This window comes from Xanthomonas rydalmerensis (assembly GCF_033170385.1).
Taxonomy (GTDB): domain Bacteria; phylum Pseudomonadota; class Gammaproteobacteria; order Xanthomonadales; family Xanthomonadaceae; genus Xanthomonas_A; species Xanthomonas_A rydalmerensis.
In genome coordinates, this window is record NZ_CP126170.1 from 2987571 (window position 1) to 3001257 (window position 13687).

The 13687-nt window shown below is 69.2% G+C and carries 14 protein-coding genes; 2 read left to right on the forward strand and 12 right to left on the reverse strand.

All coding sequences use genetic code 11. From position 1 onward, the window contains the following. Window positions 1–3: 3 nt before the first annotated feature. Window positions 4–672, reverse strand: a complete 669-nt coding sequence (locus QN245_RS12510; RefSeq protein WP_317843324.1) for a MotA/TolQ/ExbB proton channel family protein — start codon at window positions 670–672, stop codon at window positions 4–6. Beyond that, entirely contained in the window at window positions 566–3049 is a 2484-nt protein-coding gene (locus QN245_RS12515; RefSeq protein ID WP_317845360.1) for a DNA internalization-related competence protein ComEC/Rec2, read from the reverse strand. Before QN245_RS12515 ends, QN245_RS12510 begins: the two co-directional genes overlap by 107 nt. 324 nt (window positions 3050–3373) lie before the next feature. Here QN245_RS12515 and QN245_RS12520 point away from each other — a divergent pair, with 324 nt between their 5' ends. After that, a complete protein-coding gene (locus QN245_RS12520; protein ID WP_317843325.1) occupies window positions 3374–4438 on the forward strand; it encodes an SDR family oxidoreductase in 1065 nt (354 codons plus the stop codon). Between the two features lie 652 nt (window positions 4439–5090). On the opposite strand, the gene lolD is transcribed toward QN245_RS12520, so the two are convergent. The 9 genes from lolD to QN245_RS12565 all read right to left on the reverse strand — a co-directional run bounded on the left by lolD (window position 5091) and on the right by QN245_RS12565 (window position 11736). Beyond that, window positions 5091–5798, reverse strand: a complete 708-nt coding sequence (lolD, locus tag QN245_RS12525; protein WP_486684762.1) for a lipoprotein-releasing ABC transporter ATP-binding protein LolD — start codon at window positions 5796–5798, stop codon at window positions 5091–5093. 37 nt (window positions 5799–5835) lie between these two features. Beyond that, window positions 5836–7080, reverse strand: coding sequence for a lipoprotein-releasing ABC transporter permease subunit (locus QN245_RS12530; protein ID WP_160965081.1), 1245 nt, complete (start codon window positions 7078–7080; stop codon window positions 5836–5838). 23 nt (window positions 7081–7103) lie between these two features. After that, a complete protein-coding gene (locus QN245_RS12535) occupies window positions 7104–7556 on the reverse strand; it encodes a hypothetical protein (protein ID WP_317843327.1) in 453 nt (150 codons plus the stop codon). Beyond that, the gene (locus QN245_RS12540) at window positions 7507–7755 is read right to left on the reverse strand and encodes an FAD assembly factor SdhE (protein WP_267096640.1); all 249 of its coding nucleotides are present in this window, start codon (window positions 7753–7755) and stop codon (window positions 7507–7509) included. The genes QN245_RS12535 and QN245_RS12540 overlap by 50 nt, the downstream gene beginning before the upstream one ends. A gap of 127 nt (window positions 7756–7882) precedes the next feature. Next, on the reverse strand, window positions 7883–8665 hold the full coding sequence (locus QN245_RS12545) for a succinate dehydrogenase iron-sulfur subunit (protein ID WP_010342653.1): 783 nt from the start codon (window positions 8663–8665) through the stop codon (window positions 7883–7885). Window positions 8666–8771: 106 nt separating this feature from the next. Further along, a complete protein-coding gene (sdhA, locus tag QN245_RS12550; RefSeq protein WP_160965085.1) occupies window positions 8772–10562 on the reverse strand; it encodes a succinate dehydrogenase flavoprotein subunit in 1791 nt (596 codons plus the stop codon). A 29-nt stretch (window positions 10563–10591) separates the two neighbouring features. Further along, on the reverse strand, window positions 10592–10978 hold the full coding sequence (gene sdhD / locus QN245_RS12555) for a succinate dehydrogenase, hydrophobic membrane anchor protein (RefSeq protein WP_160965087.1): 387 nt from the start codon (window positions 10976–10978) through the stop codon (window positions 10592–10594). Continuing rightward, window positions 10975–11367: a succinate dehydrogenase, cytochrome b556 subunit gene (gene sdhC / locus QN245_RS12560; RefSeq protein ID WP_160965089.1), complete on the reverse strand. Its 393-nt coding sequence runs from the start codon at window positions 11365–11367 to the stop codon at window positions 10975–10977. The genes sdhD and sdhC overlap by 4 nt, the downstream gene beginning before the upstream one ends. Window positions 11368–11427: 60 nt before the next feature. Continuing rightward, window positions 11428–11736, reverse strand: coding sequence for a DUF1674 domain-containing protein (locus tag QN245_RS12565; RefSeq protein WP_317843328.1), 309 nt, complete (start codon window positions 11734–11736; stop codon window positions 11428–11430). Between QN245_RS12565 and ygfZ the strand changes: the two genes are divergently transcribed. After that, window positions 11638–12510 (forward strand): CAF17-like 4Fe-4S cluster assembly/insertion protein YgfZ, encoded by an 873-nt coding sequence (gene ygfZ, locus QN245_RS12570; protein ID WP_317843329.1) that lies wholly within the window; start codon window positions 11638–11640, stop codon window positions 12508–12510. The genes QN245_RS12565 and ygfZ overlap by 99 nt on opposite strands. 30 nt (window positions 12511–12540) lie before the next feature. Here ygfZ and QN245_RS12575 read toward each other — a convergent pair whose 3' ends face one another. Next, complete coding sequence (locus QN245_RS12575; protein ID WP_184643357.1) at window positions 12541–13665, reverse strand: ABC transporter ATP-binding protein; 1125 nt, start codon at window positions 13663–13665, stop codon at window positions 12541–12543. Between the last annotated feature and the right edge of the window lie 22 nt (window positions 13666–13687).

The following is a 13687-nucleotide window of genomic DNA, read 5'->3' on the forward strand; positions in this document are numbered from 1 at the left end:
GGCTCAGCCCTTGGCCGCCGCGGCGCTCGACGCGGCGCCGCGCGCCGGTGCGGCCGGCGCAGCGGCACGGCCGTGGCCGTCCAGCGCGTCGGTCAGCGCGGTGGCTTCCTGCTCCATCTCGATCACGTAGCCGGCGATGCGGCTCTTGAAATGGCGATGGAAGATCAGCGCCGGCACCGCGATGATCATGCCGGTGGCGGTGCACACCAGCGCCTTGCCGATGCCGCCGGCGAGCTGGTTCACGTCGCCCAGGCCGTGGTCGAGGATGCCCAGGAACATCTGGATCATGCCGACCACGGTGCCGAGCAGGCCCAGCAGCGGCCCGGCCGATGCGACCGTGCCCAACGCGTTCAGGTAACGCTCCATGCGGTGCACGACGTGCCGGCCGGTGTCCTCGATGCGCTCGCGCACGATCTCGCGCGGGCGGTTGCGCACGTCCAGGCCGGCGGCGAGCAGCGCGCCCAGCGGCGAATTGCGCCGCAACGATTCGATGTGGGTGGGGTCGAGCTTGCCGCGCGTGGCCCAGTTGCGCACTTCCTGGCCGAGTCCCGGTGGCAGCACCTCGCTACGGCGCAGGCTCCAGAACCGCTCCAGGACGATCGCCAGCGCGACCACGCCCAACAGCAGCAATGGCACCATCGGCCAGCCACCGGCCTTGACCAGTTCCCACACGTCGCAACCCTCCGGCACGCTCGGCCGTTCGTTCACTGGCCGATAGGATAGCAGCCGCCCGCACCCGCTCCACCGCATCCCACAACCGCGCCCGCCAGGGCCGCCGTTCGCGCAGTTGCAGGCCGGCACGCCCCAGCCACACGCGCAGCGCACCACTCTGCGGCGTGCCGGCGACCTCGGCGCCGGCCGCCTGCCAGCGCGCCACCACGCCGGGATGCGGATGGCCGAAGCGGTTGCCGTAGGCCGCCGAGACCAGCACCAGCCGCGCACCGGTGGCGGCGACGAAGGCCGGCTGCGAGGAATGCGCGCTGCCATGATGCGGCGCCACCACCACGTCGGCGCGCAATGCCTGCGGCGCCTCGCGCAGCAGCTTGCGCTCGATCACGTCGCCGATGTCGCCGGCCAGCAACAGCGCACCGTGCGCGGTTTCCACGCGCAGTACGCAGCTGGCCTCGTTGCGCAGATAGGGAAAGTGCGGCGCCGGATGCAGGAACCGGAAACGCACCCCATCCCATTCCCAGGCGCTCCCGGCCACGCAGGCCCGGTCCACCGGCAACGGCGCGCCGGCCGGTGCCTGGACCAGGCCGATCGGCAGCGCCGCACGCACCGCCGCCAGACCGCCGGCATGATCGTTGTCGGCATGGCTGATCACCGCGCGATCCAGCCGCGCCACGCCGAGCGCATGCAGCGCCGGTACCACCACGCGCTCGCCGGCGTCGTAGCCGTCCTCCACCGCCGGCCCGGTGTCGTACAGCAATTGGTGGTGGGCGGTGCGCACCAGCAACGAGAGTCCCTGCCCCACGTCGAACATCACCATATCGACCTCGCCCGGCCGCGGCCGCTCCAGCGGCGGATAGAGCAAGGGCAACCACAGCAGCGCGGCCAGCGGCTTGCCCGGCACCCCGCGCGGCAACAGCAGCCAGAACGCACCCAGCAGGGCCAGCGGCAGCGCCCAGTCGCGCGCCTCCGGCAGCCAGCGCAGTGCGAAGCGGCTCTCGCCCAGGGCCACGAACAGCGGCCAGGTCAGGTCGAAGCAGGCCGCGGCCAGGCGCCACAGCCAGGCCCCAGCGCCGGCATGCAGCGCCTCCAGCGCGGTCCCGAGCAGCGCCAGCGGCACCACCACCAGGCTCCACCACGGAATCGCCAGTAAATTCGCCAGTGGCCCGACCAGCGAGGCCTGCCCGAACAGCATCGTGCTCACCGGTAGCAGGCCGACCGTCGCCACGCCCTGCGCGGTGAGGAAACTGCGCAGCGTCTCGCGCCAGCCGCGCCCGGCGTCGGGCATGCACCAAGCCAGCCAGGCGACGCCGAGGAAGCTCAGCCAGAAGCCGGCCGAGAGCACCGCCAGCGGGTCGCAGAGCAGCATGGCGATCGCCGCCAGCGCCAGCGCGTCGGCGACCCGCACTGGCCGCCGCCACAGCCGTGCCGCCACCACCACCGCGATCATCAACGCAGTGCGCACGGTCGGCAGGGCCATGCCCGACACCAGCGTGTAACCACCGGCGCCGAGCAACGCGAGCGCGGCCGCGGCCTGGCGTCGCGGCCAATAGCGGCCCAGTCGCGGCCACAGCCGCCACACGCCGCCGCCGAGCAAGGCGAAGGCGCCGGCGACCAGGCCGACATGGAAGCCGGAAATGGCGATGAGATGGGTCAGCCCGGCGGCGCGCAGGATGCGCCAGTCGCGATCGTCCAGCCGCCGCGTGTCGCCCAGCGCCAGCGCCTGCACGTAGCGCGCCGAGGCCTGCGGCACGGCGGCGGCGATGCGTGCGGACATGTCCTCACGCCAGGCATCGATGCCCTGCCCCGGCGCCAGTGGCGCTGCCGCGTGCGGCGCCACCACGTAGCCGCTGGCGCTGATCCGCTGCGCCAGCGCATAGGCTTCTGCGTCGAAACCGCCGGGATTGCTCAAGCCGCGCGGTGCACGCAGGCGCACCTGCAACTGCCAGCGCGCGCCGGCGCGCAAGGCGCTGCGCGGTCCGGCCTGATGCGTGCCGAAGTCGTCGTACCAAGCCAGTTGCAACAGGCGCCCACGCAACGGCGCCGGCTGCGCCGCATCGGCGTCGACGCGGAACAGGAAGCGGGTGCGGCGGGTTTCGGCCTGCGGCAGTTCCACCACTTGGCCGCGGACGTCGACCACGCGCTTTTCCCAGTCGGCCGGCAACTGCCGCGCCAGCACCATGCCGGCGACCAGCGCCAACCAGCCGGCGCCGATCACGAACGCTCCCAGCCAGCGCCAGCGCGGCGCCGCGACGTACAGCGACGCCCCGGCGAGCAAGATCGCCAAGGCCAGCGGCCAGGGAAGCAGGCGCGGCAGCCACAGCGCGGCCAGCACGCCCGCGGCAAGGCTGGCGGCGACCGCAGGACCGAACGGCGCCATTACCGGCCAGCGCGAGTCGGGAACAGCGGCATCCTGGCGCGGCACGCTGTCTGCAGACGCTTGCATGTGCTTGCCCTCCTTGGCCTCAACGGATCGAAAGCAGCGACATGCCGCCGCACGAGATGCGCATCGCGCGACACCATCGCGATCGCAACGCCAGCGTCGCATCGCCTCTCGCCGCGGACCATCGGTCTACCCCGGGACACCTCGTCAGAATTTGCCTAACACGCAGGCGCGCGCCGCGTCACAGTCCTGGCGCAGTTCGCCGCAGCTTCATCGCCCCGCGCCTATGGTGCGATACCCCACGTCGTAAGGAGTTCGCGCATGCGCAAGGGCATCGCACTGATCGTCGGAGTCACTGGCATCTCCGGCTACAACCTCGCCAACGTGCTGGTTGCCGATGGCTGGACCGTCTATGGGCTGGCACGCCGCCCGGTGCCGCAGGAAGGCGTGATCCCGGTGGCGGCCGACCTGCTCGATCGCGAGGCCACCATCGCCGCGCTGCGCGGGTTGCCGATCACCCACGTGTTCTTCTGCACCTGGACGCGGCGCGACACCGAGAAGGAGAACGTCGCCGCCAACGGCGCGATGCTGCGGCATCTGTGCGAGGGCCTGGACGGCGCCACGCTGCAGCACATGGCGCTGGTCACCGGCACCAAGCACTACCTGGGCTCGTTCGAGCACTACGGCAGCGGCAAGGCGGAGACGCCGTTCCGCGAGAGCGAACCGCGGCAGCCGGGCGAGAATTTCTATTACACGCTGGAAGACCTGCTGTTCGACGCCGCCGCGCGCCATGGCTTCGGCTGGAGCGTGCATCGCTCGCACACCATGATCGGCCAGGCCAACGGCAGCAATGCGATGAACATGGGCGTGACCCTGGCGGTGTATGCGACGCTGTGCAAGCACACTGGCCAGCCGTTCGTGTTCCCCGGCTCGCGCGCGCAATGGGACAGCCTCACCGACCTCACCGACGCCGGCCTGCTCGGCCGCCAGCTGGCCTGGGCCGCGACCAATCCGGCCGCACGCAACCAGGCCTTCAACACGGTCAACGGCGACGTGTTCCGCTGGCGCTGGATGTGGGGCGAAATCGCCGCGTTCTTCGGCCTGGAACCTGCTCCGTATCCCAACACGCCGATGCCGCTGCAGCCGCGCCTGCAGGACACCGCACCGGCACTGTGGCGCGAGATCGCCGAACAACATGGGTTGGTCCAGACGGACGTGAACCAGCTCGCGTCGTGGTGGCACACCGATGCCGATCTTGGCCGCGAAATCGAGTGCGTCAACGACATGACCAAGAGCCGCGACCTGGGCTTCTTCGGCTACTACGACAGCCGCGCCTCGTTCCTGGAACTGTTCACGCGACTGCGTGCGCAGCGGATGATTCCCTGAGGGACGCAGTCTGATCAGGAGCGCCGAAGCAGCGGGAAACGGCACTCCAAAGGTTGCCGTTTATGGGGCACGCGACGTGCTCCAGGACGATCGCCGTTGTATGGCGTTGTATGGACATGCGCCGCATTGCCGTGGCGACGCGTTTGCTGGGCATGCTGTGCGAAGTTTTTCGGCGCCGACAGCAACCAAGGCAGGCTACCTACCCGGCTTCGTTCGTCGCGGCTGAAGCCGCTCCTACATGGGACCACGTATAGGAGCGGCTTTCAGCCGCGACGGGCTCTACCTGTGATGCTCCTTCGCGGCTGAAGCCGCTCCTGAGGGCCGCTTGCGCTAGAAGTGCTTTGCCTGTCCGAGGATCTTCGGCGTCGGCAGATGCACGGAAGCCGCTGCGACTTGCTACCTCGTTCGTCGCGCCTGACGTCGCTCCATTGCTCGGCGAAGCGGCGATATGCACTGTGGGAGGCACTTCAGTCCCGACGCGCACTGCATCGGGTAGCGGGACACTGCTCTTGTCGTGACCGCTGGCGCACAGCAAACCAGGCTGTCACGCCTGGCCCCGCATGCAACGGGCTTCAGCGGCTCACGACCCTCAGGCCGCGATCGTGGCCCGACAATGCTCGACGCGGCGGCACATGCGGCCGCCACCGCCCCCTCAAACGTCCGCAGGCGCCAGTTCGCGCAGCTTGCCCTGGTGCAGCTCCAGCACGCGGTCCAGCCTGCGCGCCAGGCTGCGGTCGTGGGTGACCAGGACCAGGCTGGTACCTTGCGCGCGGTTGAGTTCGAGCATCAGCGCGAACACATTGGCCGCGGTCTTGTCGTCCAGGTTGCCGGTCGGCTCGTCGCCGAGCACGCAGGCCGGGCGATTGACCAGCGCACGCGCCACCGCGGCGCGCTGGCGCTCGCCGCCGGACAGTTCGCCCGGCTTGTGCTCCAGGCGATGGCCCAGGCCCACCGATTCCAGCAGGGCGCGTGCGCGCGCATCGGCGTCCTGCATTGGCGCGCCGCCCAGCAGCACCGGCATCATCACGTTCTCCAGCGCGGTGAACTCGGGCAGCAGGTGATGGAACTGGTAGACGAAGCCCAGCGAGCGGTTGCGCAACTGCCCGCGCGCCGCATCGGTCAGCGCCGACATACGCTGGCCGGCCACATAGACCTCACCCGAGGTCGGCACGTCGAGGCCGCCGAGCAGATGCAGCAAGGTGCTCTTGCCGGCACCGGAAGCGCCGACGATGGCCACGGTCTCGCCCGCCGCCACGCTCAACTCCAGGCCGTCGAACACCGGCGTGCGCATCTTGCCTTCGGCGTAGGTCTTGGCCAGGCCTTCGGCGCGGATCGCCGCGTCCGCTTGTGGCTTCTGCATTCCCGATTTCCGATTTCCCATTCCCGATTCCCTGCCCTCATTCATAGCGCAGCGCCTCCGCCGGCTGCGTACGCGCCGCGCGCCAGGCCGGGTACAGCGTGGCCAGGAAGCTCATCAGCAAGGCCACGATGGTGATCACCATGACGTCGTGCGGTTGCATGTCGGTCGGCAGGCCGGTGATGTAGTACACGTCCTCCGGCAGCAGCTTGATGTTGAACACCGCCTCGATGCCGGCCAGGATCCGCTCCAGGTTGAGCGTCAGCACGATGCCGCCGATCACGCCGGCAACGGTGCCGATCACGCCGATCAGCGTGCCCTGCACCATGAACACCTGCATCACTCCGCCCGGGCTCAGCCCCAGCGTGCGCAGGATGGCGATGTCGGCCTGCTTGTCGGTCACCAGCATCACCTGCGAGGACACCAGGTTGAACGCGCCCATCGCGATGATCAGCGACAGCAGGATGCCCATCACCGTCTTTTCCATCTTCAGCGACTGGTACAGGTTGGCGTTCTCGCGGGTCCAGTCGCTGACCATGTACGGGCCGTGCAGGTTCAGCGCCAGGTCGCGTGCCACGTTCCAGGCCTGGTCCATGTCGTACAGCCGCAGGCGCACGCCGGTGACGCCGTCGCCCATGCGCAGCACGCGCTGCAGGTCGGGCATGCTGGTCACCGCCAGGCCGCGGTCGATTTCGTTGTAGCCGGCCTCGAAGATGCCGCTGACGGTGAAGCGCTTGTAGCGCGGCACCATGCCCATCGGGCTGGCCTGCGGCTCGCCGAGCATCACCACGACCTTGTCGCCGACGCCCACGCCCAGCCACAGCGCCAGCTCCTGGCCGAGCAGGATGTTGTAGGAACCCGGGGTCAGGCTGTCGACCGAGCCCTGCTTCATCTTCTGCGCCAGCACCGAGACCTTGGCCTCTTCCTTGGGCAGGATGCCGCGGACGATCGCCGGCTGGTTGCGCTGGCCGGTGAGCAATGCCTCTTCCTCGACGTAGGGCGCGGCGCCGGCGACGCGCTTGTCGCGCATGGCCACGTCAACCGCGTGCTGCCAGTCCTCCATCGGCGCGCCCTGCGCGCTGACCGTGGCGTGCGCGGCCATCTGCAGCAGGCGGTCGCGGATCTCCTTCTGGAAGCCGCTCATCACCGCCAGGGTGGTGATCAGCACGGTGACGCCCAGGGCGATGCCGAGGATCGAGGCCATGGAGATGAAGGAGATGAAGTTGTTGCGGCGCTTGGCGCGCAGATAGCGCAGGCCGATGGCCACGGGTAAGGGTTTGAACATACGCAGCCACCATCCAGGGAGCGCTATGGTGCCATTTGCGGCGGCGCAGACGAAGCGGCAAGGGCCGAAGCGGCCAGACGCAGTTCACGTCGTGCCGCCGCCGGCAGCGTGTCCGGCCACCACGCCAGGCGCTGCGTGCGCCCCTGCGCGTCGCGCCAGCGCACGAACGCCAGCGGTCCGCGCCAGGCGACCTGCAGCTCGGTCACCGCCACGCCGTCGACGCTGGGCGCACCGGCGCCGGTGGGCAGCAGCAGCCTGCGCGGCGCGCGCCGGGCCTCGCGGCGCAGCAGCCAAGCCGCGTACAGCAGCGCCAGCGCGGCCGCCGGCCAGGCCAGGCTTGGCGGCAGGTCGGAGCCCAGCAGCGACAGCGGCGCCAGCGCGCCGAGCAGGGTCAGCGCGGCCAGCAGCCAGCGCGAGGGACGCCAGTCAAGCCGGCATGGCGCGGATGGAGGCGATGAGATCGGCGGCGCGTGCATCGGGACAGGCCTCGTAGCCCATGAACCAGCGCCACAACTTATCGTCCTCGCAATCGAGCAGGTATAGGAAAACCCCGCGCTCGGCCTCGGACGCCTCCCCCCAGCGCCGGTCCAGGTAGCGGCCGAACAGCTGGTCCAGTTCGCGCATGCCGCGCCGGCAGCGCCAGCGCAGCTTCTTCAGTTCGGTGGTCTCGTCCATCGCATGCGCCCTTGCCTGGGGGCGGCGCCGCACGGCAGCCGCCGAAAACGAACGCGGCACCGAACCCGAAAGCCGGTGCCGCGCGGTCGGCGGGCAGGCCCGCCGCTTGGAACGTCCGCCGCTGCGATCAGGCGCGGCGCGCCATCATCAGCTTCTTGATCTCGGCGATCGCCAGCGCCGGGTTCAGCCCCTTCGGGCAGGTCCGCGCGCAGTTCATGATGGTGTGGCAGCGGTACAGCTTGAACGGATCTTCCAGATCGTCCAGGCGCGCACCGGTGTCCTCGTCGCGCGAATCGATGATCCAGCGGTAGGCCTGCAACAGGATCGCCGGGCCGAGGTAACGCTCGCCGTTCCACCAGTAGCTCGGACAGCTGGTCGAGCAGCAGGCGCACAGGATGCACTCGTACAGGCCGTCGAGCTTCTTGCGGTCTTCCGGCGACTGCAGCCGCTCGCGATCCGGCGGCGGCGGGGTCTGGGTGCGGATCCACGGCTTGATCGAGGCGTACTGCGCGTAGAAGTGGGTCAGGTCCGGCACCAGATCCTTGACCACGCTCATGTGCGGCAGCGGGTAGATCGGCACTTCCTTCTTGCCGCAGTCGGCGATCGCCTTGGTGCACGCCAGCGTGTTGGTGCCGTCGATGTTCATCGCGCACGACCCGCAGATGCCTTCGCGGCACGAGCGGCGGAAGGTCAGGGTCGGGTCGATCTCGTTCTTGATCTTGATCAGCGCGTCCAGAACCATCGGGCCGCACGCGTCCAGATCCACCTCGTAGGTGTCGGTCCGCGGGTTGCTGTCGTCGTCCGGATTCCACCGGTAGACCTTGAAGGTCCGCACATTCTTCGCGCCCTTGGCGGGAAAGTGCTTGCCCTTGCCGATCTTGGAATTCTTGGGGAGGGTGAACTCTGCCATGGCTTTTAAATCCGGGATTGGGGATTAGGGATTGGAGATTCGGGCGAGAGCAGGAAACGAAGCATGTTTCGAATCCCGAATCACCACTCCCCAATCCCGGCTTTGGTCAGTAAACGCGCGGCTTCGGCGGCACCACGTCCACGTCGCTGCTGAGCGTGTACATATGCACCGGGCGATAGTCGAAGCTGCACTGGCCCTTGTCGTCGACGGTGACCAGCGTGTGCTTCTGCCAGTTGACGTCGTCGCGGTCGGGGAAATCCTCGTGGGCGTGCGCGCCGCGGCTTTCCTTGCGCTGTTCGGCCGAGTTGATCGTCGCCACTGCGTTGAGCAGCAGGTTGTTCAGCTCGTAGGTCTCGATCAGGTCGGAATTCCACACCAGCGAACGGTCGGACACCTTCACGTCCTCGAAGCTGGCGAAGATGTCGGCCATCTTGTCCACGCCTTCCTTCAGCGTCTTGCTGGTGCGGAACACCGCCGCGTCGGACTGCATGGTGCGCTGCATCTTGTCGCGGATCACCGAGGTCGGGGTGCCGCCGTTGGCGTTGCGCAGCTTGTCCAGCAGGCCCAGCGCCTTGTCGCAGGCGTCGCCCGGCAGGCCCTTGTGCGGGGCGCCGGTCTTGATCGTCTCGGCGCAGCGGTTGGCCACCGCGCGGCCGAACACCACCAAGTCGAGCAGCGAGTTGGAGCCCAGGCGGTTGGCGCCGTGCACCGACACGCAGGCGGCCTCGCCGATGGCGTACAGGCCTGGCACCACCGAATCCGGGTTGTCGCCATCCTTGCGCACCACTTCGCCGTGGTAGTTGGTGGGGATGCCGCCCATGTTGTAGTGCACGGTCGGGATCACCGGGATCGGCTGCTTGTGCACGTCGACGCCGGCGAAGATGCGCGCGCTCTCGGCGATGCCGGGCAGCTTCTCGTCGATCACGCCCGGGCCGAGGTGGGTCAGGTCGAGCAGGATGTGGTCCTTGTGCTCACCGACGCCGCGGCCTTCGCGGATCTCGATGGTCATCGAACGCGACACCACGTCGCGCGAGGCCAGGTCCTTGTAGTGCGGCGCGTAGCGCTCCATGAAGCGCTCGCCGCCGCTGTTGCGCAGGATGCCGCCTTCGCCGCGCACGCCTTCGGTGATCAGGCAGCCAGCGCCGTAGATGCCGGTCGGGTGGAACTGCACGAACTCCATGTCCTGCATCGGCAGGCCGGCGCGCATCACCAGGCCGCCGCCGTCGCCGGTGCAGGTATGCGCCGAGGTGGCGCTGAAGTAGGCGCGGCCGTAGCCGCCGGTGGCCAGCACCACGCCGTGGGCGCGGAACAGGTGCAGCGAGCCTTCGGCCATGTCAAGGGCGAGCACGCCGCGGCACACGCCCTCTTCGTCGAAGATCAGGTCGAGCGCGAAGTACTCGATCATGAAGCGCGCGTTGTGCGCCAGCGACTGCTGGTACAGCGTATGCAGCATGGCGTGACCGGTACGGTCGGCGGCGGCGCAGGTGCGCTGCGCGGACGGGCCTTCGCCGTACTTGGTGGTCATGCCGCCGAACGGACGCTGGTAGATCTTGCCATCCTCGGTGCGGCTGAACGGCACGCCGTAGTGCTCCAGCTCGATGATCGCCGGAATCGCCTCGCGGCACATGTACTCGATGGCGTCCTGGTCGCCCAGCCAGTCCGAGCCCTTGATGGTGTCGTAGAAGTGGTAGCGCCAGTCGTCCTCGCCCATGTTGCCGAGCGCGGCGGAGATGCCGCCCTGCGCGGCCACGGTGTGCGAACGGGTCGGGAAGACCTTGGTCAGGCAGACCGTCTGCAGGCCCTTTGCGGCCAGGCCGAAGGTCGCGCGCAGGCCGGCGCCGCCGGCGCCGACCACGACCATGTCGTACTTGTGTTCGGTGATCTTGTAAGCGGACATCTACTTTGAATTCCTGTTCCGGGCGCCGATCAGGCGCTGCCCAGGGCGATGCGGGCGACCGCGAATACACCGACGATCGCGCCGAGCACGGCGACGAACTTCACCGTGGTCTGCAGCGCCAGGGCCAGCAGCGAGTTGTGCACGTAATCTTCGAGGATGACCTGCAGGCCGATCTGCGCGTGCCAGAACATCGCGATCAGGAAGCCGACCAGGAGCACCGCGTTCCACGGCTTGGCCACGGCCTCGGTGGCGGTGACGTAGTCGGCGCCGAGCAGGCTCAGCACGAACACCAGGAACCACACGGCCAGGCCGACCAGCGCGGTGGCGGTGAGCCGCTGCAGCACGAAATGTTCGGTGCCGGACTTGGCCGCGCCCAGGCCGCGGACGTTCTTCAGAGGGGTGCGGTAGCGGCTCATGCGGCGGCTCCGTTGAGGACGTAGGCCCAGATCAGCGCCACGATCACCAGGCTGGCGATCACCGACATCCAGCTGCTGCGCACGAACGCGGGGATGCTGAAGCCGTGGCCGAAGTCCTGCACGATGTGGCGCAGGCCGTTGCACAGGTGGTAGGCGAAGGCCCAGCTCCAGGCGAACAGGAACACCTGCCCGTACCAGGCGCCGGCCATGCCGCGGAAGCAGTTCCAGGACGCCGGGCCGAGCATCAGCACCAGCAGTGCGGCGGCGATGATCAGCGCGCCGAGCGACAGCACGATGCCGGTGGCACGGTGCAGGATCGACGTGACCATCTGGATCTGCCAGCGATAGACCTGCAGATGGGGGGAAAGAGGACGTTCGCGGGTCGCCATGCGCTTGGCTCGTTGTCTCGGCTGGGCGGCGTGCTTAAGGCCGCGTTGGCTCAAAGCTGATCAAAAATCGATGCAGCGTCCGTTTTTCTCCCAGTCGCCGTAGCGCGTCGGCTCGAGGCCGCCGCGTCCGCCGATCTCCCGCGGCGCAGGCGGGCTCTGCGGAGGGGTGTCCTCGGCGGGCCGCTGCGTTTCGGGATCGGACTCGGGTGTGGGGGTTGGTTGGCCTATCATGCGGGTCTCACAACTCGTCAATTTTAGTCCTCCCCTCTCGTGCCTGACAACCTGAATCTCGATTCCGGCGGTTTTTCCGCCTTGCCACACCTGCAATACGTCGCATTGCGCGGTCCAGATGCAGTGGCCTTCGCCCATGCCCAGTTCGCCAACGACGTGCAGGCGCTGGCGGCGGGCCAGTGGCAATGGAACGCCTGGCTCACCGCCAAGGGCCGGGTGATCGCGGTGTTCGCGCTGCTGCGCCAGGCCGACGACGCCTTGCTGATGCTGCTGCCCGACGGTGGCGCCGAGGAGTTGGCGACAGCGCTGGGCCGCTTCGTGTTCCGGCGCAAGCTGCGCCTCGCCGTCGAGGACACGCTGCTTGCTTTCGGTCGTCCGAGCCTACCGGACCAGGCACGGGGCGCGACGTCGGCGCACGATGAGGCCGGCGTGATCGAGCTGGACATGGGCGGCGACGGCCTGCCGCGCACGCTGCGCCTGGTGCCGGCAGCGGTGGCGGATGCGCCGGCGGCCGACCCGGGGCTGACGCAGGCCTGGCGCGCGGCCGACCTGCGCCTGGGCCTGGTCCGGCTTGCGCCGAGCCAGCGCGAACAGTGGACGCCGCAGCAACTGGGCCTGGACCGGCTGCACGCCTTCAGCGTCAAGAAGGGCTGCTACCCCGGCCAGGAAATCGTCGCCCGTACCCATTTCCTGGGCAAGGCCAAGCGCGCGGTGCAGTTGCTGGAGCTGGAGGACGCCGTCGCGATCGACGCAGCGGTGCTGCGCGACGGCCAGCCGTTCGGCAGCGTGGTCAGCGTCGCCGGCACCCTGGCGCTGGCGGTCCTGCCGTTGGAGGACGCACCGCCGACCGGGCTGGAGGTCGAGGGCCATCCGGCGCACTGGCAGCCCCTGCGCGACGGCCTGGCGCGCTGAGCGCGCGCCAACCGCCGTACTTGCCGTCGCTTACGGCTGTTGCGGGCCCCGGGTCCCGGGTCCCGTGTCCCGGCTCTCCAGCCGCTCCCCGCTCTCGCCGTCGAAGAAGTGCAATGCCTCGCCGCGCACCACCACCCGCAGGCGCTCGCCCAGGCCCGGCAGCGCACGCGGCGCCACCCGCATCACCAGCGGCTGCGCGCCGTGGCTGAGATTGACGAAGATCTCGTTGCCGACCGGCTCGATCACCTCGATGGTGGCCTCGAAGCCCGCCTGCGCCTCCTCGCTCGGCTGCAGGTGCTCCGGCCGCACGCCGATCGCCAGCTCCCGGCCCAGCCACTGCGGCGCGATCTGCGCACCCGGCAGCGGCACCCGCCCGCCGTCCTGCAACTGCAGGTGCAGGCCGCCCTCCTCCACCAGCCGCCCGCGCAGCACGTTCATCGCCGGGCTGCCGAGGAAACCGGCCACGAACAGGTTGGCCGGGCGGTCGTACAGCGCCATCGGCGTGTCGATCTGCTGGATCAGCCCGTCCTTGAGCACGACGATGCGCTGGCCCAGGGTCATCGCCTCGACTTGGTCGTGGGTGACGTAGATCATGGTGGTGCCGAGCTTGCGGTGCAGCTGCGCGATCTCGGTGCGCACCGAGTGGCGCAGCTTGGCGTCCAGGTTGGACAGCGGCTCGTCGAGCAGGAACACCGCCGGCTCGCGCACCAGCGCGCGGCCCAGCGCCACGCGCTGGCGCTGGCCGCCGGACATGGCGCGCGGCAGCTTGTCCAGCATCGGGGTCAGGCCCAGGGTGTCGGCGGCGGCGGCCACGCGCTGGCGGATGACCTCCTTGCTCTCGCCGCGCAGCTTGAGCCCGAACGCCAGGTTCTCGGCCACGGTCATGTGTGGGTACAGCGCATAGCTCTGGAACACCATGGCGATGTCGCGGTCCTTGGGCGCCACGTCGTTGACCACGCGCTCGCCGATGCGCAACTCGCCGCCACTGATCTCTTCCAGGCCGGCGATCATCCGCAACAGCGTGGACTTGCCGCAGCCCGACGGCCCGACCAGCACCATCAGTTCGCCGTCGGCCACTTCGAAGCTGGCCCCGTGCACGGCGACCTGGCCGTTGTCGTAGACCTTGCGGATGTTGTCCAGTTGTACTTTCGCCATGGTGCGGTATCCGGTTTCCGGC

Coding starts and splice junctions, on each gene's coding strand:
- QN245_RS12515 (WP_317845360.1), bottom strand. CDS start 3,049: ATGGCGCCGTTCGGTCCTGCGGTCGCCGCCAGCCTTGCCGCGGGCGTG.
- QN245_RS12520 (WP_317843325.1), top strand. CDS start 3,374: ATGCGCAAGGGCATCGCACTGATCGTCGGAGTCACTGGCATCTCCGGC.
- lolD (WP_486684762.1), bottom strand. CDS start 5,798: ATGCAGAAGCCACAAGCGGACGCGGCGATCCGCGCCGAAGGCCTGGCC.
- QN245_RS12530 (WP_160965081.1), bottom strand. CDS start 7,080: ATGTTCAAACCCTTACCCGTGGCCATCGGCCTGCGCTATCTGCGCGCC.
- QN245_RS12535 (WP_317843327.1), bottom strand. CDS start 7,556: ATGCACGCGCCGCCGATCTCATCGCCTCCATCCGCGCCATGCCGGCTT.
- QN245_RS12540 (WP_267096640.1), bottom strand. CDS start 7,755: ATGGACGAGACCACCGAACTGAAGAAGCTGCGCTGGCGCTGCCGGCGC.
- QN245_RS12545 (WP_010342653.1), bottom strand. CDS start 8,665: ATGGCAGAGTTCACCCTCCCCAAGAATTCCAAGATCGGCAAGGGCAAG.
- sdhA (WP_160965085.1), bottom strand. CDS start 10,562: ATGTCCGCTTACAAGATCACCGAACACAAGTACGACATGGTCGTGGTC.
- sdhD (WP_160965087.1), bottom strand. CDS start 10,978: ATGAGCCGCTACCGCACCCCTCTGAAGAACGTCCGCGGCCTGGGCGCG.
- sdhC (WP_160965089.1), bottom strand. CDS start 11,367: ATGGCGACCCGCGAACGTCCTCTTTCCCCCCATCTGCAGGTCTATCGC.
- QN245_RS12565 (WP_317843328.1), bottom strand. CDS start 11,736: ATGGGCGAAGGCCACTGCATCTGGACCGCGCAATGCGACGTATTGCAG.
- QN245_RS12575 (WP_184643357.1), bottom strand. CDS start 13,665: ATGGCGAAAGTACAACTGGACAACATCCGCAAGGTCTACGACAACGGC.